The sequence below is a fragment of the Flavobacterium omnivorum genome, assembly GCF_900099915.1.
GTDB classification, from domain to species: Bacteria; Bacteroidota; Bacteroidia; order Flavobacteriales; family Flavobacteriaceae; genus Flavobacterium; species Flavobacterium omnivorum.
In genome coordinates, this window is the sequence record NZ_FNDB01000001.1 from 222,964 (window position 1) to 244,355 (window position 21,392).

Below are 21,392 nucleotides of genomic sequence, written 5' to 3' on the forward strand. Positions count from 1 at the left end.
TGCGTTGATTTGTGGTGCTAAATAGATTTTCTATTTGTGGTTTAGGTGAAGTAAATTTTTATTTAATAGCAGGAAGAGGGTATAAAATGATAAAAATAGCGTTTTTTTAAGTTGGTTTTTTGATTTTAAAAATAGTAGCTAGGTGTTTCGATGTCGACACACGTCCAGAAGCGTGAGGGATTGCAGTGGAAATCCTTTATGGAACGCAGTGGAATAAAGATTGAAATGAAAAGCCCGACCCGAAGTTTTTACGCAGGGTCACGCCCAAAAACAAAAAACCCTCACATTGCTGTAAGGGTTTAGATTCTTCCTAAGGTCAGAATGACAAATAGGACTAGTATCTGTAATATTCTGGTTTGAATGGGCCTTCAACAGGAACACCAATATAATCCGCTTGATCACTACGTAAAGTCTCTAATTCAACACCTAATTTAGCTAAGTGTAACATGGCTACTTTCTCATCTAAATGTTTTGGTAACATGTACACATCATTGTTATATGCTGCGCTGTTTTTCCACAATTCGATTTGAGCTAGCGTTTGGTTAGTAAATGAGTTACTCATTACAAAACTTGGGTGACCTGTAGCACAACCAAGGTTTACTAAACGACCTTCGGCCAAAAGGATGATATCATTTCCGGCGATAGTGTATTTATCTACTTGTGGTTTAATTTCTACTTTTGATGCGCCGTGGTTGGCGTTCAACCAAGCCATATCAATTTCGTTATCAAAATGTCCAATGTTACAAACGATAGTTTTGTCTTTCATTTTTTCGAAATGAGATCCTAAAACGATATCTTTATTTCCAGTTGTAGTAATGATAATATCAGCAGTTGCAATAACAGTATCTAATTTTTTAACTTCAAAACCGTCCATGGCCGCTTGAAGTGCACAAATTGGATCAATTTCAGTAACGGTAACAATAGAACCAGCACCTCTAAACGAAGCCGCTGTTCCTTTTCCTACATCACCGTAACCACAAACAATTACTCTTTTTGCAGCAAGCATAATATCAGTTGCACGACGAACCGCATCAACTGCAGATTCTTTACAACCGTATTTGTTATCAAATTTTGATTTAGTAACCGAGTCATTCACGTTGATTGCTGGCATAGGCAATGTTCCTGCTTTTACTCTTTCGTACAATCTGTGAACTCCAGTAGTAGTTTCTTCAGACAATCCTTTGATTCCTGCAACTAATTCCGGGTAACGGTCAATCACCATGTTGGTCAAATCTCCACCGTCATCAAGAATCATATTCAATGGTTTTCTATCTTCACCAAAGAATAAGGTTTGCTCAATACACCAGTCAAAATCTTCTTCATTTAACCCTTTCCAAGCATACACTTGAATACCAGCAGCAGCAATTGCAGCAGCAGCTTGATCTTGCGTAGAGAAAATGTTGCATGAAGACCAAGTCACCTCAGCTCCAAGCGCGATTAAAGTTTCAATCAAAACCGCAGTCTGAATTGTCATGTGCAAACATCCTGCAATACGAGAACCAGCAAGTGGTTGTTCGTTTTTATATTCAGCACGAAGCGCCATTAAACCTGGCATTTCAGCTTCAGCTAATTCAATTTCTTTTCTTCCCCAAGCCGCTAGAGAAATGTCTTTAACTTTGAAAGCCACAAAAGGCATAGTTGTAGTACTCATTTATAGTATATTTGTAAGTGTAAATTTTTTGCAAAATTACATAATAAGTTGTGATTTTAAAAGGAATCACAAATATTTATGAATTGTTTAATTTTGTAATGTTTTAAAAATCAGTAAAATAATTTTTTTTAAGCCCAATATTTTTTAATTTTTGGAGCTATTTCCCGCTTTTTGTTGCCATCTTTTTATTTTTAAAGGAGAAATAAAAAGGATTTCCACTTCAAACGAGGTTCAGTGAACTCCGATGAAAATGAAAATCAAGTGAAATAATCGGGGATAAAAATCAAGATCATAAAACGATGCCACTTTATAAAACCAAAGTTATATCCCGAAGCCTTGAGGCCACTACCCAAATCCTCGTTTGGAAAGTTACAGAAACCTATGCGGAATTAATAAAGCAAGTGGTTTTAAACGACAGCAACCGCATTCGCCTAAATGGTATGAAATCCGAAATACATCAACGTGCTTTCCTTAGTGTGCGCAAGTTATTGCAGGAAACAGGATACACCGATTTAGATTTGTATTATGATGAATTCGGGAAACCACATCTTCATGGGGAGAAACACATTTCGATTACCCATTCCCACAATTTTTCGGCTATAATCATCAGTGATGAAACCGTAGGAATAGACATCGAAATGCAGAGAGATAAAATCATCCGAATTGCTGATAAATTCTGCGAATCGGAATTTCAGTTTTTGGATCCGCAAAGTGATGAGTATATTCGAAAACTAACCGCAATATGGGGCGCCAAAGAATCCATATTTAAAATTAGAAATGAAAAAGGAATCAGTTTCAAAGAGCACATTTGCGTTGAAGCGTTTCAAATTGATACTGAACAGACTCTAGCCAAACTTTATTTTAATGATTGGGTTAAGGATTTCAACATTCATTTTGAAGAAATAGAAGATTTTACATTAGTTTACGCTTTCGAAAATTAAAACCAACCTCAAATTCGCAAATATGCTGTAAAACGTATGACGAACATCTATAAAGATATTTTAAAAGCAAAAAGCGAGAATACAAAATTACTCGCCGTTTTACTGGATCCTGATAAAATTGATTTGCACACTATTGCAGTACTAGTTTCAAAAATACATCAATCGCCAGCTACCCACATTTTCATCGGAGGAAGTCAGGTTACAACAAATATTTTAGACGAACTGATTATACAAATCAAACAAAATTGTACTTTACCAATAATTTTATTCCCCGGAAATCCTTCCCAGATTTCAGATAAAGCCGATGCGATTTTGTTTTTGTCTCTTATCTCTGGTCGCAATCCGGATTTTCTAATCGAACACCAAGTAAAAGCAGCGCCCATTTTAAAGAAAACGCAACTCGAAATTATTTCTACCGGTTATATTTTAATTGAAAGTGGCAATGAAACTGCCGTGGAACGCGTTAGTAAAACCAAACCTTTAGATAGAAATAATCTTGATTTAGCAATGGCAACGGCACAAGCTGGCGAGATGTTAGGTAATAAGTTGATTTATCTGGAAGCGGGAAGTGGAGCAAAACAAGCAGTTCCTTTAGAAATGATTAAAAAAATTTCTTATAATATTGAGATTCCGTTACTTGTTGGTGGCGGAATTGTAGATTTGCAGGGAATTGAAAACGCTTATAATGCAGGAGCCGATTTAGTGGTAATAGGAACTGCTTATGAATACAATAATAACTTTTTTAAAGAATAGTGAATGATTGATTATTTTTTTTCTCAGTACAGCGAATACCCAACATTAGATATTATTTTGGAAATTGTTGCGGTCATTTTCGGATTATTGAGCGTGTGGTATGCTAAAAAAGATAATATTTTGGTTTTTCCAACCGGTTTAGTAAGTACCTCAATGTTTGTGTATTTGCTTTGGAAATGGACTTTATGGGGCGATATGATGATCAACGGCTATTATTTTGTGATGAGTATTTACGGTTGGTACCATTGGACTCGGAAAAAAGGAGATTCAGAAGAATTCCCAATTTCAAAAATATCGAGTTCTGAAAAACGAATTGCGATAATTCTTTTTATATTTACCGTCGCCTTTGTGGTTTCTGTATATCACTATTTTGATAAATTCACCACTTGGTACGCGTATGTAGATACATTTATTACAGGAATTTTCTTTGTAGGAATGTGGCTCATGGCCAAAAGAAAAGTAGAGAATTGGATATTTTGGATTATTGGAGATGTAATTTCCATTCCGTTGTATTTTGCAAAAGGCTATACTTTTACCAGTTTTCAATATATAGTATTTACCGTAGTCGCCATTTTTGGCTATTTAGAATGGAAGAAAATATCAAACAGCTCAGTAATGGAGCCACAAAAATAATTAAAATAGCCTTATTTGGTCCCGAAAGTACTGGCAAGACTACATTGGCAAGACAGCTTGCGGACTACTATAAAACCGAATGGGTTCCTGAATTTGCACGCGATTATCTGCAGGAAAAGTGGGATTCAAGTCAGCAAATATGCACAGTTGACGACATGCTTCCTATTGCTTATGGTCAAACTAAATTAGAAAATGAGCGAACGCTCATTGCCAATAAATATCTTTTTTGTGATACGAATTTAATGGTGACTAAGGTTTTTTCAGAGGTATATTATAACTATTGTGATCCTTTGTTGGATGAAGCGGCTTGCGAACATGAATACGATTTATTCTTCCTTACGGATATTGATGTGCCTTGGGAAAGAGACGACCTAAGAGATAAAGCGGAGGGAAGAGAATCTGTTTTTGCGGTTTTTAAGCAATCTTTAATCGATAACAATAAGCCATTTATAACCCTTTCCGGAGATAAGGATTTGAGACTAAAAAAAGCAGTCTCAATTATTGAAGATTTAAGTTTGGCCAGAGAATTAGGGCTTTCGTCAAGTGATTTTATTTATATTCAGGAGTATGGAATTCCAATTGTAACTATTCAAAAGCAACTTAATTTCTTTAAAGAAGGAATACCAAAAGCAGATTTAGTGAGTCCAGCAACGTTGTCAAATGGTATTTTAAAATTATCCGAGAAGGATTTTCTGGAGAAAGCCAGTTTTTTTGACGCTAATAAATCAGGTCTAAAATTAAATAAATTTGTTCCAGCATCAGGCGCTGCAAGCAGAATGTTTAAGTTTTTGAATGAATTTCTCAATGAGTTTGACCTCGAAAATGAATCAATTAATGCCTATATCAATCAAAAAAAAGCAAATAAACTTGCTGTTTTTATCGTAGGAATGGAAAAATTTCCTTTTTTTGACGCCATTGATAGTAAGCTTAGAGCTGAATTCTCAGATTTTGATACTTTGGATCGAAGTTTGAAAAATTATTATTTCATAAAATTATTGCTGTCATCGGACCATTTTGATTTTGCTAATAAACCAAAAGGGATTCTTCCTTTTCACAAATACAAAACTTATATTGCAACTCCGGTAGAAGAGCATTTGTGGGAATGTGCTCATTACTCGAGTGCAAAAAATGCTTCTAATTTACATTTTACAGTTTCAGAATCGCACCAAAAACATTTTGAAAACATTATTGATTCTGTTAGATCCAAAATTGAAAAGGAATCAGATGTGGTAATAAATGTTAGTTACTCTTATCAAAACAAACGAACTGATACGATTGCGGTTAGTATGAAAAACAAGCCGTTCCGAGATGAAAAGGGACAATTAGTTTTTAGGCCCGGAGGTCACGGCGCTTTGATTGAGAATTTGAATAATTTAGAGGCTGATCTTGTTTTTATCAAAAATATTGACAATGTAATTCAAAATAATGTTGAGAAAATTTCTTTGTACAAAAAAGGATTAGCTGGGATTTTATTGGCAACTCAGCAACAGGTTTTTAGATATTTAAACGATTTAGATTCTGTCAAAGTTGAACCAGAGTTGATAGATGAAATCATTCTTTTTTCAAAGGAAAAATTGAATATAACAATGAATGATGATTTTCATTCCCAAAACTTGGAAAGCAAAGTCATTGAACTGCAAACTCTTATAAACAGCCCTATTCGCGTTTGCGGAATGGTAAAAAATGAAGGGGAGCCTGGCGGAGGGCCGTTTTGGGTGCGCAATGATCAAGGTGCGGTTTCGTTACAAATCGTAGAGAGTTCTCAAATTGATTTGGACAATGACAATCAAAAGGCAATTCTGAATGCTGCTACCCATTTTAATCCGGTTGATTTAGTTTGTGGCATTAAAAATTATAAAAAAGAGAAATTTGATCTGACTCAATTTGTTGATAATAATAGTGGTTTTATTGTAGAGAAAAATGTAGCAGGCAAAAGTATCAAAGGATATGAGTTGCCAGGTTTATGGAATGGCGCAATGGCGAACTGGTTGACTGTGTTTGTTCAGGTGCCGTTGATTACTTTTAATCCGGTAAAAACAGTGAATGATTTATTGAAACCGCCACATCAACAGAAATAGATTTACTGATACAATCCCAAAGTGTTGGGACCGCATAAATGGAGATAGAAAAAATCATATCCGAATTAAGTTTTAAAGCCGTCCGCAGCAGTGGAGCCGGTGGTCAAAACGTGAACAAAGTCTCCTCGAAAGTGGTATTGAGTTTTGACTTGTCACATTCTCAGGCTCTAACGCATGAAGAGAAACTTTTGGTTGAAACCAAATTGTCTTCCAGATTAACTTCTGATTTCGTTTTAATCTTGAATTGTGATGAAGACCGAAGTCAATTTAGAAATAAAGAAATTGTAATTAAACGATTTTTGGAATTGATAAAAAATGCATTGTTTGTTCCAAAGGAAAGAAAGCCCACAAGAATTCCTAAATCCGCTATTAGAAAGCGAATAAAGGATAAAAAAACTATTTCTGAAATTAAAAAAACACGTAGAAAACCTGATTTTTAAAATTTATTCCAATTCATAATTTATAATTCATAATTTATAATTAGTTTTGCGCTGTCTCAAAGGGGTGCTCTAAATAACGAGCTGAGATTATACCCAACGAACCTGAACAGGTAATGCTGTTAAGGGAAAAAATGACAAATAAATAGTGTGCACGCTACTTTCTTTTGTTATAGGAAACAATCATTTTTTAATTTAACAAAAAGAATAATTCCCCCTTTTATTCGTAATCTTTTTACGGATGAATACTATTATTATTAGTCGCAAAGTCGCAAAGTCGCAAAGTTGCAAAGTTGCAAAATACAAGGTTCTAACTCCTTGTACTTCTATTTTCTTTTCTCTATTTTCTTTAGTCTCCTTTTCACAAGTCAAAGATACTACACAAGTTAATCCACTTGATGAAGTTTTGGTTTCAGCCGTTCGTGTAACCACAAAAACACCGGTTAGTTTTAGCAATTTGAGTAAAAAGGAAATCAAATTCCGAAACTTAGGACAAGATATCCCTATTTTAATGAATTATTTGCCGTCAGTTGTAACTACATCGGATGCGGGAAATGGTGTAGGTTATACCGGTATTCGGGTTCGTGGTAGCGATGCAACGCGAGTAAATGTTACCATCAACGGAATTCCGTATAATGATTCTGAAAGTCATGGAACTTTTTGGGTGAATATGCCAGATTTTGCGTCTTCAGTGGAGAGTTTGCAATTACAACGCGGTGTAGGAACTTCTACTAATGGAGCAGGGGCTTTTGGCGCCAGTTTAAATATGCTTACCGATAATTTTGCCAAAGAGAGCTCGGGTGAAATCTCCAACTCTTTTGGAAGTTTCAATACCAGAAAACACACCGTGAAATTCAGTACGGGTTTGATGAACAATCATTTTGAAATTGCGGGACGTTTATCAACGATCAAGTCGGACGGCTTTGTGGATCGTGGAGCCTCTGATTTGAAATCGTATTTTCTGCAGGGAACGTATGTGGGCAAAACGACTTTGATAAAAGCATTGGTTTTTGGCGGTACTGAGAAAACGTACCAGTCTTGGAACGGAATAGACGGCGAAACGTTACAAAATGACCGAACCTTTAATTCAGCGGGTGCTTTCACAGACGAACAAGGAAATGTTCGATTCTATGACAATGAAACCGATAATTACCAGCAAGATCACTCGCAATTGCTTTGGAATGAAAAAATATCTGAAAACTGGAGTACGAATTTTGCTTTGCATTACACAAAAGGCAAAGGATTTTATGAAAACTATAAAGAAGATGCTAGATTTTCCAGCTATAACTTGACGCCCATTACTATTGGAGGAACAACAATAAACAGAACGGATTTAGTGCGTCAAAAATGGTTGGAAAATGATTTCTACGGAACTACTTTTTCTGCTAATTATAAGGATGAAAATCTGGATGTGATTTTTGGTGGTGGTTGGAACAAATATGAAGGCGACCATTTTGGAAAAGTTATTTGGGCACGAAATGCTTCTCAGAGTGAGTTGGGAGATCGCTACTATGATGATTATGCCAATAAAACGGATGGAAATATTTTTGCGAAAGCCAATTACCAAATCACGGAACAGCTAAGTTTATTTGGAGATTTGCAATATAGATCAGTGAATTACGAGGCGAATGGCGTTCAGCCAACAGTTGTGGATGATACTTTCAATTTCTTTAACCCCAAAACAGGATTAACCTATACGATCAATGCTGGAAATTCTGTGTATTTATCCTATGCCAGAGCCAATCGTGAACCAAATAGAAGTGATTATGAAGGCGGAAACGTAAAGCCAGAAAAGCTAAATGACTTTGAATTGGGTTGGAGATACGTTGCAGAGAAAGTACAGTTCAATACAAACGTATATTATATGGCCTACAAAGACCAATTGATTCTGACAGGAAATTTAGATGATGTAGGTGCTCCAATACGTTCCAACAGCGAAAAAAGTTATCGCTTAGGGCTGGAAGTGGATGCGACAATAGCATTGACAGATCAGTTGATTATTCGTCCAAATTTTACCTTGAGTGCAAATAAAAATTTGGATTTAGCTGTTGCAGGTCAAAATTACGGAACTACTGATATTGCGTATTCACCATCCGTTATTGCAGGAAATATTTTGGTCTATACGCCCATTGAAAATCTGCATGTTTCTTGGTTGCAAAAATTCGTTGGGGAACAATACATGAACAACATTGAATTGCCTGCCGCTAAGTTGGCAGATTACTTCGTGAATGATTTGAACATTGCCTACACTTTTAAACCTAAGACTATTTTTAAAGAAATAATTATAACGGGTTTAGTGAATAACTTTTTAGACAAGCAATACGATTCTAATGGATATATGTATGATGTTTATCCGTATTATTATCCGCAAGCGGGAATTAATTTCCTAGTGGGATTGACGTTGAAGTTTTAGAGAATTGAATTGTTTGTTATTGGATGAAATCCTGATGGTTCGCTGTCAGGATTTTTTGATTTAATTATAAACGCGCAACACATCTCCATTTACTTGAACCCGATATTGCTTTAAAGGATATTGTAATGGTCCCTGGCCAGAAAATAAACTGTATTCTATGTTGTCACAGCTACAAACAGCATTGATGCCTTTGATAGTCATAGTGGAGCAAGAACTTAAAGCTTGATTAGGACATGCAGCGTCAAATGCATTATAGCCGCTTCCAGTATTAAAAATAATAACGCCTCGTACTCCAAGTGCAGGAATAATAACAGCGTTACTCACAAACTTTAGATTGGAATAGGAAGGCAACTTCATATTGATATCCATAGTAAAACTATAATTAGGCAGATATGGATTTGTATTGTTAAAACCAGAATCACTACACGAAAAAAGTAAAGGAAGAATTAATAAAAAGAAGGAATATTTTTTCATTTTAAAATAGTGTCAAAGTATTAGTGAAACAAATTTAATTTATTTAACTTTGAATTATATATGATTAACATATATTTATAGACGAAAAAAAAATAGTAGTATCTTTGTGGAAAGAAATCCCGTCCTGATGGGATTTTTTCTATTTATATAAAGTAAGAAGTTATGAGTACAGTATCGTATTACACCGCAGAAGGGTTGAAGAAATTAAGAGAAGAATTGGATTATTTAAAAAGCGTAATGCGTCCAAAAGCATCTGCTGATATAGCCGAAGCAAGAGACAAAGGCGATCTTTCTGAGAACGCAGAGTACGATGCAGCCAAAGAAGCACAAGGAATGCTAGAGATGCGTATCGCTAAACTAGAAGAAGTACATTCTAACGCTAGATTAATTGATGAAACACATCTGGATGTTTCTAAAGTGTTGGTTTTGTCCAATGTCAAAATCAAAAACCAGACCAATGGAATGGAAATGAAATATACCTTGGTAGCTGAAAGTGAAGCCGATTTAAAAACTGGAAAAATATCTGTTACTTCGCCAATTGGTAAAGGATTATTAGGAAAATCAGTAGGTGAATTTGCAGAGATTACAGTCCCAAATGGAGTTTTAAAATTCGAAATTTTAGAAATCACAAGAGATTAATTTTTTTTAAGTCTATCTGGTTATTTCTTTAATGTTTTAAACAATAAACCACTGTAACAAATCAGCTATGTCAATATTTACTAAAATAGTTAACGGAGAAATCCCGTGTTATAAAATTGCAGAGGACGAAAACTTCTTAGCTTTTTTGGATGTAAATCCAAATGCAAAAGGACACACACTCTGTATTCCGAAACAAGAAATCAATAAGATTTTTGAAATTGAAGATGATTTATATATTGGACTCATGCAATTTTCTAAAAAAATAGCAATTGCCCTTGAAAAAACAGTTCCATGCAAACGAATTGGTATGGCAGTTGTAGGACTCGAGGTGCCGCATGCACATGTTCATTTGATTCCATTGAATGAAATGGATGAAATGCGTTTTCAAAATAAAGTGTCCATGTCAAAAGATGAATTTGAAGCATTAGCAATAAAAATCCAATCGAATTTATAAAAGTTGGACAAATAAAATAAATTGGTATGGTTTTCGTTTAAAAGGGAATAGGTGAAAACTTATTCCCTTTTACTTTGAGTCCCTGCTACAATATGAAAAATAATTTTATACTTTTTGCACTTTTTATTTCACTTTTAAGTTTTGGTCAAGGCAGTATAGGAAATATGCTAGTCGACGCTAAAATGACCGCTATTCCTTCAAATCAGACTACTTCTACAACGGCAATTGCCGCATATATCAATACTAATTTTAAAACAGAGGCGGATAAAATTCGAGCTGCTTTTTACTGGACTGCATCAAATATTAGATATGATGTAGCTAATAGATATGCCGTTAATTTTAGTGAAACAGCGCAAGATAAAATTACTAGAACTTTAAAAACTAGAAAAGGAGTTTGCAGTCATTATGCTGCCGTTCTAAAGGAACTGTCTGATAAAATTGGAATTGAGTCCTATATTATCCAAGGTTACAATAAGCAAAATGGTACAATAGGAAAATTAGCGCACGCTTGGACTGCTGCAAAAGTAGACAATAAATGGTATTTGTTTGATCCAACTTGGGGATCGGGATACGTTCACAATGGGCAATTTATTAAAAAACTAAATAATCTTTATTTTAAGGCCGATCCAGCTAAAATAATTGCCTCGCATATTCCATTTGACTATTTATGGCAATTTCTGCACTATCCCATTACTAATGGTGAATTTTACGAAGGAAAAGTCCAAATGAATACATCCAAAAAATACTTTGATTATGAACAAGAAATCAGCAAATACAATGCACTGTCTGAAGCCGATCAGTTGCATGCCTCAGCACAAAGAATAGAAAAAAACGGATTAAAAAACGCTTTGGTTCTAGAACGTTTTGAGTTCAAAAAGAAAAAATTAGAGTATTTGCGAAGAAATGCCAATATCGAGAAATTAAACGCAATTGTAAACGAAATGAACCTTGCAGTTGTCTTGCTGAATGATTTTGTTCATTACCGAAACAATCAGTTCAAGCCTACTTTTTCAGACGATGAAATTAGCAATATGATCCAGACTCCACAGAAAAAACTAGCTAAATGCCAAGACTCAATCTATGCATTGGGTGCTGTAGGAAGTGAGAATTCAGCTAATGTGGCTTCAATCAAAAAATCCCTGAGTAAAGCTTTGGCACAAGCCAATGAACATGTTTCATTTGTACAAAACTATTTGAGCAAGTCTAAAATTAGTAGAAAAACAATGTTTTTTAAAATCACCCAGAATAGAATTTCATCAAATTAGAGGGCTTTTTTTAAACTCACTTGCATCGTTGTTCCTTTTCCAATTTCGGAATGTGAGACTTTAATGGTTCCTTTGTGGTATTCTTCTACAATTCTTTTGGTCAATGAAAGTCCTAATCCCCAACCTCTTTTTTTGGTGGTAAAACCAGGTTCGAAAATACTTTTGAATTGATTTTTCTGAATTCCGCCGCCGGTATCTGATACATTTATTTTTACATAATCTCCTTCTTGCTCAATTTCTAAGGCTAGTTTTCCTTTGCCTTTCATCGCGTCTATGGCGTTTTTCACTAAGTTTTCTATGGTCCAACTGTGTAGAGTGGGATTCAATGAAACCATAATAGGCGACTTTGGCGCCTTAAATGAAAACTCAATTTGCTTGGAAAATCGGGATTGTAAATAGTCGTAGGATTGTTGAGTTTCGGCTACGATATCTTTGTTTTCTAATTTGGGTTCCGATCCTATTTTCGAGAAACGGTCGGTTATGGTTTGCAAACGCTCAATGTCTTTTTCAATTTCAAAGGTGGTACTTTCGTCTACATTTTCAGATTTCAAGAGTTCGACCCAGCCAATTAAGGAAGAGAGCGGCGTTCCTATCTGGTGTGCGGTTTCTTTGGCCATTCCGGCCCAAAGTTTATTTTGCGTAGCCATTTTGGTACTCCGGTAAAAGTTATAAACCAAACTTCCAAATAAAACAATAATAAGTACCAAGGCAACAGGATAATACTTTAATTTATTCAGTAAAGCAGAATTACCATAGTATAAATTTTGAAATTTTCCTGGGACGTATTCAATTACAATAGGCTCATTTTCATTTTTTAAGTCTCGTAAAAAAGCGATTGCTTTTTGCTTGTTCTCTACAACGGATTCATCAATATTAACGGTATTTATGATGCTATCATTTTCGGTGAGCACAATGGGAATCGAAGTGTTGTTGCTGAAAATCTGAAGTGGAAGTTCGACTTCTGTATTTTCGCCCGCGTTAATCAGTGTTTTTTGGGCTTGTGCCCAAAGGTTCATTTTTAAGCGTTCTTCATTTTTAAAAATTTGAAAAAAAGTGTAAGTGTTCCAAAGAATTAAGGAAATTATAAAAAAAGAGGCAAAAATGATAATCCAACGGGTTGTATTTCTTCTTTCAGAAAACTGCATAAATGAAAATTTGAATGATAAATATAACGAAATAAAAGCTTTTGTATTTTAGTTTCAATCAAAGAATTTATTTTTGAAATATCTAAAACCTAATTTCATTCTATTTCTACACAACTGCTTCTTAAACTTAATTCAATTGTTTACTTTTGTATCTTTAAGAAATAAATAAAAATTATGATTACGATTGATCCTAAAAGTATTGAAACGGCAAAGTTACAAGGGTACTTGCAAAGTTCTGTAGGTCCTAGGCCTATCGCTTTTGCTAGTACAATGGACGCTGATGGGAATCCTAATGTATCGCCTTTTAGTTTCTTCAATGTGTTCAGTGCTAATCCGCCTATTCTTATATTTTCGCCAGCAAGACGGGTGCGTGATAATTCGATAAAACATACCTTAATAAATGTTGAAGGTACCCGTGAAGTAGTCATTAATGTGGTCAATTATGATATGGTGCAGCAAATTTCTCTGGCCAGTACAGAATATGCTGATGGCGTAGATGAATTTGTGAAATCTGGCTTGACGCCAATTGCATCAGAGGTCGTAAAACCTTTTAGAGTAAAAGAATCTCCTGTTCAATTTGAATGCAAAGTCACTCAGATTATTCCTTTGGGAACCGAAGGTGGAGCTGGGAATTTAGTGCTTTGTGAAGTGGTACGTATTCATATTTCCGAATCTGTTTTAGACGAAAATGGAGCTATTGATCAATATAAAATCGATTTAGTTTCCAGGTTAGGAGGGAATTGGTATTCCAGATCCAACCAAGGACTTTTTGAAGTGCCAAAACCATTGACAACTTTGGGAATTGGGGTGGATGCAATTCCAAATTTTGTAAAAGAAAGTCCAGTTTTTAACGGAAATGATTTAGGCATGTTGGGGAATGTAGAAGCCTTGCCTACAATGGAAGAAGTTAGTATATTTGTAAAACAGAAATTTGCTGTGAAAGGCGTTTTGAGTGCTGATGATCAGCATAAAGTACACTTAGAGGCTAAAAAATATCTGGACGACGAGGATGTTCTGTCTGCCTGGAAAGTGCTTTTGGCAAAAAAATAAAAAAATAAATAACATTAAAAATAACGAAGATGGAAGTTACAGGAAAAATTAAAATGCTTGGGGATGCAAAAAATGTGGGAAGCGGAAGTTTCTTGAAAAGAGAATTAGTTGTAACCACGGAAGAACAATATCCACAACATATTTTAGTGGAATTTGTACAAGATAAATGTGATTTATTGAACAGTTTTAAAGTTGGTGAAGCCGTAAAAGTTTCGATCAATTTAAGAGGACGCGAATGGGTTGATCCACAAGGAGTGACTAAATATTTTAATGCAATTCAAGGATGGAGAGTAGAAAGAGTAGCTACTGAAGCGACTGCTTCACAAATGCCTCCAATGCCGGCTGCTGAAGCTTTTGCACCAGCAACAAACCTAAACGAAGAAGAAGCAGACGATTTGCCATTCTAGGAGATAAAAAAGTTAGAATTTAGAAGTCAGAAGTTTAAGTTTTACTTGAATTTCTGACTTTTTTTGTTTTTTACTAGTACCATTAATTTTTGAAATTGAAAAATGTATTATTTATCCCCAACCTTATTTTTTCCTCCTGTCGAGCAAGCCAATCACGATGGGACTTTAGCCGTTGGTGGAGATTTATCTTCGGAACGATTACAGCTTGCTTACACAAGCGGGATCTTTCCGTGGTTTGAAGAAGGCGAGCCCATCATGTGGTGGTCACCAAATCCCAGAATGGTTTTGTTTCTCGATGAATTGATTGTTTCTAAAAGCATGCGAAATATCCTGAATCGAAATGTTTTCAAGGTTACTTTTAATCAAAATTTCAGGGATGTAATTTCAAACTGTCAGAATATAGAACGTGACGGTCAAAACGGAACTTGGATTACCAATGATATGATTGAGGCCTACTGTAAATTGCACGAATTAGGAATCGCTAAATCCGTTGAAGTTTGGCAAGATGCCGTTTTGGTGGGTGGCTTATATGGAATTGATTTAGGACATGTTTTCTGTGGTGAAAGCATGTTTTCTAAAGTTTCTAATGCTTCCAAAGTGGCTTTTATAGCTTTGGTTCATCAATTAAAAGTAGAAAATTATAAACTGCTGGATTGTCAAGTTTATAATCCGCATCTTGAAAGTTTGGGGTGTCGCGAAATAGAAAGAACTGATTTTATGGAGATATTGGAAAGTAAATGATTTTTAGATATTAACTTTTTTTCCAACAATCAGATACGTGATCATCGATCATTCCGGTGGCTTGCATGTGTGCATAAACCACTGTAGAACCAACGAATTTAAACCCACGTTTTTTTAAATCTTTACTAATTTCATCTGATAGCGTAGTGGTTGCAGGGACTTCTTGTAAGGATTGTCGGTTGTTTTGAATAGGTTGTCCAGCGGTGAATGCCCAAATGTATTTAGAAAAACTGCCAAATTCCTCCTGCACTTTCATAAAGGCAGCAGCATTAGAAACGGCTGCGCGAATTTTTAATTGATTGCGAATAATTCCTGCATCAAGGAGTAATTCCTGGATTTTATTTTCAGTATAAAGGGCTACTTTTTTATAGTCAAAATCATCAAAAGCCAATTGGAAATTTTCTCTCTTTTTTAGGATTGTAATCCAACTTAGTCCCGCCTGGAAAGTTTCTAAGATTAAGAATTCAAATAATTTTTGGTCCTCATAAACGGGAACACCCCATTCTTCGTCATGGTATTTTTTGTATAAATCACTGGAAGTACACCAACCACATCTTGTTTTTTCGTCCATAATTATTCTTTTTCTGAGGCTAAATAGTTTTTTATAATGTAGTGACCCAAGTAAATTAAAGGAGTCAAAAGGATGGCAATGCCGAGTTTAAAGGTATATCCTGTTAAGGCGGAGGTTATAAAAATGTCAAAGTTTATTTTTCCGGGCAACCAAAAAGCAATTCCCAGAACAATAAAAGAATCGAATAATTGCGAAATGACAGTGGAACCTGTGGCTCTAAGCCATATTTTTTTGTTTCCTGTGCGGTTTTTGAAAAACCAAAAAACAATTACATCTATCAATTGAGAAACCAAGAACGCAATAATACTTCCCACTATGATCCACATGCTTTGTCCAAAAACGGCAAAAAACTGCTCATCGTTGACTGGGCTTATTCCTTTTGCGGCGGGTATATTGATCGCGAAAAGTAAAACAAGGAAAGAGTAGGCGATTAAACAGGCTGTGATTAGAGACAATTTCTTTACTCCTTTTTCTCCAAAATATTCGTTGATTAAATCAGTTGTCAGGAAAACAATAGGCCAAGGCAAAATACCAATGCTCATTACAAACGGACCTATTTGTATCAGTTTCCCGCCGATGAGTTCTGCCGTAACAGCATTAGTGATAAAGATTCCGGCTAGAATAACAAAGACAAGATCTTTTTTAGTTTTGAACATGATTTACAATTTGTAATCAAAATTAATATTTTATTTGAAAAGTATTAATTTGTATTGATGTTTCCGATTTAGATTTATTTTAAACATGGTTTTTTTTATTATTTTTATTGAATAAAATCGTTTGATTAATTTCTAATCATTGCGGTAAAAAAGAAGGATCATGTAACTTTAGTATTTTGGTTGGAGACAGTTTTTCGATTATTAAGTTAAAATTTTTAATTAAATAAGTCAATTTGTGCTTAGCAATCAGATCTAACATATCTTCTTGTTTTCATTCTCTACTTAGTATATTTTAATGATTCCAGTTTTTAAACGATGTAAAAAAAATATATTACCCTAAAAAAAAGAGTCCAACTTGTGGACTCCTTTGTTTAATTAGTTTTAATTGGATTAAAATCCGCTTACATTCAATCTACCACCTGTTGCACATTTTCCAGAAAGAGATGAAGTAGGAGTAGCACTGTTTAATAGTGCCGCTTTAATTTGTGCCGCTGTTGCTCCAGGATTCAAAGATGCATACAAAGCTGCCGCTCCAGAAACATGTGGAGTTGCCATTGAAGTTCCGTTATAACTAGCATAGCTAGATATAAACTTACCTTTAGATCTTGCAGGAACTGTTGACCAAATTCCTGAGCCTGGAGCTCCTATATCTACTGATGTTGCGCCAAATTGAGAGAAACTTGACAAAGCTCCTGTACTTGTAATTGAAGCAACTGCGATTACATTTGCGTTAGGATAACTTGCAGGATAACTTGGTGTGGCATCATTGTCAGTTCCACTATTCCCTGCAGCAGCAATGAACAGTATTCCAGCAGTATTGGCTCTCTCAATTGCATCCTGAAGACCTTGTGAGAATCCTCCTCCTCCCCAAGAGTTATTAGTAGCTACAATGTTCAAGCCATGTCTTGTTTTTAAATCAGTGAAATAGTCAATTGCTTTAATAGCATTAGCTAATGTTCCGCCTGTTCCACTTAAAAATTTGGCATTTATCATTTTTACATTCCATACAACACCAGCAACTCCTTTTCCATTGCCACCTACAGCACCTATTGTTCCTGCTACATGTGTTCCATGATCATCATCAACTCCATCAAAAACAGTATTGTTGTTTCCTGCAAAATCCCAGCCATACACATCATCAACAAGGCCATTGCCATCATCATCTATGCCATTAGCATCTATTTCTCCTGGGTTTTTACCTGCATTTGCTGCTAAATCATCATGAGCATACATATAACCTTCGTCAATAATACCGATATACACAGTTGCTGATCCTAATTTATTGTTTGCCCAGGCAGTTGCAGCTTGCGAACCGAACTGATTCGATGGAGAAGTTGTAGATCCATACATGCCCCAAAGTGAACTATTGGAATAATAAGTGTCATTTGAAACTGCAAAATGATTGTATATCCAGTTTGGCTCTGCATATTCTACTCCTTTTAAATCTTTAATAAGCTCAATAGCATCCATTGTGCTTAACTTTGAATTTACTAATAAAAGATTTCCACTTGTCGTGCTTGTTTTAGCACTGGAAGCTTTCATAGAATTAGTATTGATAACTTCTACTGTAGTTCCTCCAATTAAAGATAAAATACTTGTTGATGTTTTAGCTCCAGTTTCTGTAGGTTTGAATTTAATAAGTAATTGGTTCGCAACATAACTTGGTTGTACCTTTTTTTGTACTACCTCTGGAGAGTTTAAATTTTCGTCAGTACACGAGGAAAACGTGAACAAGGCTAGAGCTGCAATAAATAAATGTTTCATAATTTTAAGATTTGGGTTTAAAATGTTAAAATTATCAAAAAATATACAATAATTATAATTTTTTTAATAAAAAAAACAAACAATGTTAGTTAAAATTATTTTTGAATTATATTTTCACGATATGTATAAGTAGGAGTGGAATTCATTGTTAATTTAATCAAATCGTTATTGTATAATTTGCGGTACTCATTATTTATTAGTCGCAGTAGTTTTTTAATGAATAAATTTTAATTATAAAACCCCATTTCAAAGTAATTTGAAATGGGGTTTTATATCTATATGATATCAAATAGTGTTTATTGAAATCAAAAAATCAATCTATCCTAACGCAGCTCTTTTGAAACCGGTAACGATAAGATCTTTGTCTAAAGATTTAACATAAGCAGCAACGCTCATTTTGTTGTCTTTGATGTAATCTTGGTTTACTAACGTGTTGTCTTTAAAGAAACGAGCTAATTTACCTTTAGCGATATTGTCTAACATTGCTTCTGGTTTTCCTTCTTGACGTAGGATATCTTTAGCAATTTCGATTTCTTTAGCGATTGTGTCAGCATCAACACCGGTTTCGTCTAAAGCAATTGGAGCCATTGCAGCTGCTTGCATAGACACGTTTCTTGAAACTTCCTCAGCACCTTCTACATTTGCAGATAGCGCCACTAAAGTAGCAATTTTGTTTCCGGAGTGAATGTAAGAACCGATAAAAGCACCTTCTAATTTCTCGAAAGTTCTAATTTCTAGTTTTTCACCAATAACTCCAGTTTGTTCGATTAATTTATCAGCAACAGTGATTCCGTTGAAGTCAGCTGCTAAAAATTCTTCTTTAGTATTGTAGTTCAATGCTAAATTTGCCATTTCAGTAGCCATTTTTACAAAGCTTTCGTTCATTCCTACGAAGTCAGTCTCACAGTTTAATGTGATCACAACTCCAGCAGTTTTGTCCGCATTGACAACAGCAATTGCAGCACCTTCTGTAGATTCTCTATCAGAACGATTAGCAGCTACTTTTTGTCCTTTTTTACGTAAGTTTTCGATCGCTAAATCGAAATCTCCTTCTGCTTCAACCAAGGCTTTTTTGCAGTCCATCATACCTGCACCAGTGATTGTTCTTAATTTATTTACGTCTGCAGCAGTAATTGTTGCCATAATTTTTTTATTTTAAATTAAAAAATAGTTTTAATAAAAAATTCCAAATTCAGAAATCCTTAATCCAATTGATAAATTAAATCATTGCTGAGATAATTTTTGGAATTTGGAATTTTAGAATTTGGAATTTCTTTTTGTTTTATTCTTCAGTTGCAGTTGGAGCTGCAGCTTCTACAGCAGGAGCTACCGTTTCAGCAGGAGCAACAACTTCAGCAGTTGCTTCGCCTTCTTTGTCAGAACCTCTATCAGAAAGTCCTTCAACAATTGCAGCGGTAACCAAAGTTAAAATTTTATCAATTGATTTAGAAGCATCATCGTTAGATGGGATTACGAATTCAACCTCTCTTGGGTCAGAATTAGTATCCACCATTGCGAAAACTGGAATGTTTAATTTTTGAGCTTCTTTTATTGCGATGTGTTCTGCTTTGATATCAACTACGAACAATGCAGCTGGTAGTCTTGACATGTCAGCGATTGAACCTAAGTTTTTCTCTAATTTAGCACGAAGACGATCTACTTGCAAACGCTCTTTTTTAGAAAGAGTCATGAAAGTACCATCTTTCTTCATTTTATCAATAGTAGCCATTTTTTTAACAGCTTTACGGATAGTTACGAAGTTAGTTAGCATTCCACCAGGCCATCTTTCAGTGATGTAAGGCATGTTTGCAGCTTTTGCTTTTTCAGCAACGATGTCTTTTGCTTGTTTTTTGGTAGCAACGAATAATATTTTTCTACCTGATGCAGCGATTTTTTTCAAAGCTTCATTCGCTTCTTCAATTTTTGCTGCAGTTTTATATAGATTGATAATGTGTATACCATTACGCTCCATATAGATGTAAGGAGCCATGTTTGGATCCCATTTTCTAGTCATGTGTCCAAAGTGAACACCTGCTTCTAGTAAGTCTTTAACTTCTACTTTGTTTGCCATTTTTGTTCTAGTTTACGTTCTGTTGATTAGCAATGAATAAATGGCGGTCTCCCGGCTTTAAACATTTAGATGCTAAACTATTTCCTACCTCGGTAGGAGAGCAACAACAACTTTGTTTTTTTAAATTTATGCTGAAATTTTTTCAGCAACTTTAGAATAATTATACTGAATTAAATTCAGTATGTGTTCTTGAAAACCTGAAACGAGTTCAGATTGAAGTTCAGTATTAACGTTTAGAGAATTGAAATCTCTTACGAGCTTTCTTCTGACCGAATTTCTTACGTTCAACCATTCTTGGATCTCTTGTCAATAAACCTTCTGGTTTCAAGATAGCTCTGTTCTCAGCATTTACTTCACACATAACACGTGCTAATGCCATTCTTACAGCTTCTGCTTGACCAGTTGAACCACCTCCGTAAACGTTTACTTTTACGTCAAAGTTGCTTACATTTTCTGTCATAGACATCGGTTGTAATACTTTGTACTGTAAAGTTGCAGTTGGGAAGTATGTTTCGAATGCTTTTTTGTTTACAGTGATTACTCCTGTTCCTTCCGAAACATAAACACGTGCAACAGCGGTTTTTCTTCTACCGATTTTGTGAATAACTCCCATTACTTAAGATCGTTAAGGTTAACTGTTCTAGGTTTTTGAGCCCCTTGTTTGTGCTCTGATCCTACAACAACATTTAAATTTCTAAAAAGTTCAGCCCCTAACTTGTTTTTAGGTAACATTCCTTTTATCGCTTTTTCAACTAGTAATGCAGGGTTTTTTGATTGCAATACTTCAGCAGTTAAAGTTCTTTGTCCTCCAGGGTAGCCAGTGTGACGGATGTAAGTTTTCTCTTTCATCTTGTTTCCTGTAAGGTTGATTTTTTCTGAGTTGATAACAATTACGTTATCTCCACAGTCAACATGTGGTGTGTAACTTGCTTTGTATTTCCCTCTAAGGATCATTGCGATCTTCGAAGCCATACGACCTAAGTTATGCCCATCAGCATCTACAACAATCCACTCTTTTGTAACGGTGGCTTTGCTTGCTGATTGTGTCTTGTAGCTTAATGCGTCCATAATATTATTTTAATTAAACATTCCATCCCCAATAAAGGGGTTGCAAAAGTACAATTAATTATTTTAAATGCAAATACCTTAAACTATTATTTTTATCTTGTTTTAGTGCTGATTATCAAATGGATATTTAAAATTAATTTCTATTGTCAAATTTTGGATTATTACACGTGCAGTGAAGTTA

At 35.0% G+C, this 21,392-nt stretch carries 22 protein-coding genes; 12 read left to right on the forward strand and 10 right to left on the reverse strand.

Going from position 1 to position 21,392, the window contains the following annotated elements:
- Window positions 1-334: 334 nt before the first annotated feature.
- Window positions 335-1,651, reverse strand: coding sequence for an adenosylhomocysteinase (gene ahcY, locus BLS90_RS01040; RefSeq protein WP_091254011.1), 1,317 nt, complete (start codon window positions 1,649-1,651; stop codon window positions 335-337).
- A gap of 299 nt (window positions 1,652-1,950) precedes the next feature.
- Here ahcY and BLS90_RS01045 point away from each other — a divergent pair, with 299 nt between their 5' ends.
- The 6 genes from BLS90_RS01045 to BLS90_RS01070 all read left to right on the forward strand — a co-directional run bounded on the left by BLS90_RS01045 (window position 1,951) and on the right by BLS90_RS01070 (window position 8,906).
- A complete protein-coding gene (locus BLS90_RS01045) occupies window positions 1,951-2,592 on the forward strand; it encodes a 4'-phosphopantetheinyl transferase family protein (RefSeq protein ID WP_091254014.1) in 642 nt (213 codons plus the stop codon).
- Window positions 2,593-2,628: 36 nt separating this feature from the next.
- Window positions 2,629-3,345, forward strand: a complete 717-nt coding sequence (locus BLS90_RS01050) for a geranylgeranylglyceryl/heptaprenylglyceryl phosphate synthase (RefSeq protein ID WP_091254017.1) — start codon at window positions 2,629-2,631, stop codon at window positions 3,343-3,345.
- Window positions 3,346-3,348: 3 nt separating this feature from the next.
- Window positions 3,349-3,978, forward strand: coding sequence for a nicotinamide riboside transporter PnuC (pnuC, locus tag BLS90_RS01055; protein ID WP_091254020.1), 630 nt, complete (start codon window positions 3,349-3,351; stop codon window positions 3,976-3,978).
- Window positions 3,933-6,056: a DUF4301 family protein gene (locus BLS90_RS01060; RefSeq protein ID WP_091254023.1), complete on the forward strand. Its 2,124-nt coding sequence runs from the start codon at window positions 3,933-3,935 to the stop codon at window positions 6,054-6,056. The genes pnuC and BLS90_RS01060 overlap by 46 nt, the downstream gene beginning before the upstream one ends.
- 38 nt (window positions 6,057-6,094) lie before the next feature.
- Window positions 6,095-6,496, forward strand: a complete 402-nt coding sequence (arfB, locus tag BLS90_RS01065) for an alternative ribosome rescue aminoacyl-tRNA hydrolase ArfB (RefSeq protein ID WP_091254026.1) — start codon at window positions 6,095-6,097, stop codon at window positions 6,494-6,496.
- 238 nt (window positions 6,497-6,734) lie between these two features.
- The gene (locus BLS90_RS01070) at window positions 6,735-8,906 is read left to right on the forward strand and encodes a TonB-dependent receptor (RefSeq protein ID WP_091254029.1); all 2,172 of its coding nucleotides are present in this window, start codon (window positions 6,735-6,737) and stop codon (window positions 8,904-8,906) included.
- 60 nt (window positions 8,907-8,966) lie between these two features.
- Here BLS90_RS01070 and BLS90_RS01075 read toward each other — a convergent pair whose 3' ends face one another.
- The gene (locus BLS90_RS01075; protein ID WP_091254032.1) at window positions 8,967-9,380 is read right to left on the reverse strand and encodes a Rieske (2Fe-2S) protein; all 414 of its coding nucleotides are present in this window, start codon (window positions 9,378-9,380) and stop codon (window positions 8,967-8,969) included.
- A gap of 162 nt (window positions 9,381-9,542) precedes the next feature.
- Here BLS90_RS01075 and greA point away from each other — a divergent pair, with 162 nt between their 5' ends.
- The 3 genes from greA to BLS90_RS01090 all read left to right on the forward strand — a co-directional run bounded on the left by greA (window position 9,543) and on the right by BLS90_RS01090 (window position 11,738).
- On the forward strand, window positions 9,543-10,019 hold the full coding sequence (greA, locus tag BLS90_RS01080) for a transcription elongation factor GreA (protein ID WP_073352474.1): 477 nt from the start codon (window positions 9,543-9,545) through the stop codon (window positions 10,017-10,019).
- Window positions 10,020-10,086: 67 nt separating this feature from the next.
- Complete coding sequence (locus BLS90_RS01085; RefSeq protein WP_091254035.1) at window positions 10,087-10,473, forward strand: HIT family protein; 387 nt, start codon at window positions 10,087-10,089, stop codon at window positions 10,471-10,473.
- Window positions 10,474-10,565: 92 nt separating this feature from the next.
- Window positions 10,566-11,738 (forward strand): transglutaminase domain-containing protein, encoded by a 1,173-nt coding sequence (locus BLS90_RS01090; protein WP_091254036.1) that lies wholly within the window; start codon window positions 10,566-10,568, stop codon window positions 11,736-11,738.
- On the opposite strand, the gene BLS90_RS01095 is transcribed toward BLS90_RS01090, so the two are convergent.
- Window positions 11,735-12,883 carry a sensor histidine kinase gene (locus tag BLS90_RS01095; protein ID WP_091254038.1) on the reverse strand — a complete coding sequence of 383 codons (1,149 nt, stop codon included), beginning with the start codon at window positions 12,881-12,883 and terminating at the stop codon, window positions 11,735-11,737. The genes BLS90_RS01090 and BLS90_RS01095 overlap by 4 nt on opposite strands.
- Window positions 12,884-13,057: 174 nt before the next feature.
- Between BLS90_RS01095 and BLS90_RS01100 the strand changes: the two genes are divergently transcribed.
- From BLS90_RS01100 to aat, 3 genes are all read left to right on the forward strand, one after another.
- Window positions 13,058-13,933, forward strand: coding sequence for a flavin reductase family protein (locus tag BLS90_RS01100; RefSeq protein WP_091254041.1), 876 nt, complete (start codon window positions 13,058-13,060; stop codon window positions 13,931-13,933).
- Window positions 13,934-13,962: 29 nt separating this feature from the next.
- Window positions 13,963-14,340 (forward strand): DUF3127 domain-containing protein, encoded by a 378-nt coding sequence (locus BLS90_RS01105; RefSeq protein WP_091254044.1) that lies wholly within the window; start codon window positions 13,963-13,965, stop codon window positions 14,338-14,340.
- A gap of 102 nt (window positions 14,341-14,442) precedes the next feature.
- Window positions 14,443-15,081, forward strand: a complete 639-nt coding sequence (gene aat, locus BLS90_RS01110) for a leucyl/phenylalanyl-tRNA--protein transferase (RefSeq protein ID WP_091254046.1) — start codon at window positions 14,443-14,445, stop codon at window positions 15,079-15,081.
- A gap of 10 nt (window positions 15,082-15,091) precedes the next feature.
- On the opposite strand, the gene BLS90_RS01115 is transcribed toward aat, so the two are convergent.
- The 7 genes from BLS90_RS01115 to rplM form a co-directional block, all read right to left on the reverse strand.
- Entirely contained in the window at window positions 15,092-15,652 is a 561-nt protein-coding gene (locus BLS90_RS01115; protein ID WP_091254050.1) for a DNA-3-methyladenine glycosylase I, read from the reverse strand.
- Window positions 15,653-15,654: 2 nt separating this feature from the next.
- Window positions 15,655-16,308: a queuosine precursor transporter gene (locus BLS90_RS01120; protein ID WP_091254054.1), complete on the reverse strand. Its 654-nt coding sequence runs from the start codon at window positions 16,306-16,308 to the stop codon at window positions 15,655-15,657.
- A gap of 390 nt (window positions 16,309-16,698) precedes the next feature.
- Window positions 16,699-18,072, reverse strand: coding sequence for a S8 family peptidase (locus BLS90_RS01125; protein ID WP_091254058.1), 1,374 nt, complete (start codon window positions 18,070-18,072; stop codon window positions 16,699-16,701).
- Between the two features lie 318 nt (window positions 18,073-18,390).
- Complete coding sequence (tsf, locus tag BLS90_RS01130; protein ID WP_091254062.1) at window positions 18,391-19,215, reverse strand: translation elongation factor Ts; 825 nt, start codon at window positions 19,213-19,215, stop codon at window positions 18,391-18,393.
- A gap of 139 nt (window positions 19,216-19,354) precedes the next feature.
- Complete coding sequence (gene rpsB, locus BLS90_RS01135; RefSeq protein WP_091254064.1) at window positions 19,355-20,143, reverse strand: 30S ribosomal protein S2; 789 nt, start codon at window positions 20,141-20,143, stop codon at window positions 19,355-19,357.
- Between the two features lie 226 nt (window positions 20,144-20,369).
- Window positions 20,370-20,756, reverse strand: a complete 387-nt coding sequence (gene rpsI / locus BLS90_RS01140) for a 30S ribosomal protein S9 (protein WP_066080508.1) — start codon at window positions 20,754-20,756, stop codon at window positions 20,370-20,372.
- On the reverse strand, window positions 20,756-21,211 hold the full coding sequence (gene rplM, locus BLS90_RS01145) for a 50S ribosomal protein L13 (protein ID WP_066080505.1): 456 nt from the start codon (window positions 21,209-21,211) through the stop codon (window positions 20,756-20,758). The genes rpsI and rplM overlap by 1 nt, the downstream gene beginning before the upstream one ends.
- Window positions 21,212-21,392 lie beyond the last annotated feature (181 nt).

What these genes read in the sequence shown, in the direction of transcription:
- BLS90_RS01105 (WP_091254044.1), top strand. Translation starts at nt 13,963, where the DNA reads ATGGAAGTTACAGGAAAAATTAAAATGCTTGGGGATGCAAAAAATGTG.
- BLS90_RS01120 (WP_091254054.1), bottom strand. Translation starts at nt 16,308, where the DNA reads ATGTTCAAAACTAAAAAAGATCTTGTCTTTGTTATTCTAGCCGGAATC.
- BLS90_RS01125 (WP_091254058.1), bottom strand. Translation starts at nt 18,072, where the DNA reads ATGAAACATTTATTTATTGCAGCTCTAGCCTTGTTCACGTTTTCCTCG.
- BLS90_RS01115 (WP_091254050.1), bottom strand. Translation starts at nt 15,652, where the DNA reads ATGGACGAAAAAACAAGATGTGGTTGGTGTACTTCCAGTGATTTATAC.
- rplM (WP_066080505.1), bottom strand. Translation starts at nt 21,211, where the DNA reads ATGGACGCATTAAGCTACAAGACACAATCAGCAAGCAAAGCCACCGTT.
- BLS90_RS01050 (WP_091254017.1), top strand. Translation starts at nt 2,629, where the DNA reads ATGACGAACATCTATAAAGATATTTTAAAAGCAAAAAGCGAGAATACA.
- BLS90_RS01100 (WP_091254041.1), top strand. Translation starts at nt 13,058, where the DNA reads ATGATTACGATTGATCCTAAAAGTATTGAAACGGCAAAGTTACAAGGG.
- tsf (WP_091254062.1), bottom strand. Translation starts at nt 19,215, where the DNA reads ATGGCAACAATTACTGCTGCAGACGTAAATAAATTAAGAACAATCACT.
- arfB (WP_091254026.1), top strand. Translation starts at nt 6,095, where the DNA reads ATGGAGATAGAAAAAATCATATCCGAATTAAGTTTTAAAGCCGTCCGC.
- BLS90_RS01095 (WP_091254038.1), bottom strand. Translation starts at nt 12,883, where the DNA reads ATGCAGTTTTCTGAAAGAAGAAATACAACCCGTTGGATTATCATTTTT.
- greA (WP_073352474.1), top strand. Translation starts at nt 9,543, where the DNA reads ATGAGTACAGTATCGTATTACACCGCAGAAGGGTTGAAGAAATTAAGA.
- BLS90_RS01060 (WP_091254023.1), top strand. Translation starts at nt 3,933, where the DNA reads ATGGAAGAAAATATCAAACAGCTCAGTAATGGAGCCACAAAAATAATT.
- ahcY (WP_091254011.1), bottom strand. Translation starts at nt 1,651, where the DNA reads ATGAGTACTACAACTATGCCTTTTGTGGCTTTCAAAGTTAAAGACATT.
- BLS90_RS01045 (WP_091254014.1), top strand. Translation starts at nt 1,951, where the DNA reads ATGCCACTTTATAAAACCAAAGTTATATCCCGAAGCCTTGAGGCCACT.
- BLS90_RS01070 (WP_091254029.1), top strand. Translation starts at nt 6,735, where the DNA reads ATGAATACTATTATTATTAGTCGCAAAGTCGCAAAGTCGCAAAGTTGC.
- BLS90_RS01085 (WP_091254035.1), top strand. Translation starts at nt 10,087, where the DNA reads ATGTCAATATTTACTAAAATAGTTAACGGAGAAATCCCGTGTTATAAA.
- BLS90_RS01075 (WP_091254032.1), bottom strand. Translation starts at nt 9,380, where the DNA reads ATGAAAAAATATTCCTTCTTTTTATTAATTCTTCCTTTACTTTTTTCG.
- rpsI (WP_066080508.1), bottom strand. Translation starts at nt 20,756, where the DNA reads ATGGGAGTTATTCACAAAATCGGTAGAAGAAAAACCGCTGTTGCACGT.
- pnuC (WP_091254020.1), top strand. Translation starts at nt 3,349, where the DNA reads ATGATTGATTATTTTTTTTCTCAGTACAGCGAATACCCAACATTAGAT.
- BLS90_RS01090 (WP_091254036.1), top strand. Translation starts at nt 10,566, where the DNA reads ATGAAAAATAATTTTATACTTTTTGCACTTTTTATTTCACTTTTAAGT.
- aat (WP_091254046.1), top strand. Translation starts at nt 14,443, where the DNA reads ATGTATTATTTATCCCCAACCTTATTTTTTCCTCCTGTCGAGCAAGCC.
- rpsB (WP_091254064.1), bottom strand. Translation starts at nt 20,143, where the DNA reads ATGGCAAACAAAGTAGAAGTTAAAGACTTACTAGAAGCAGGTGTTCAC.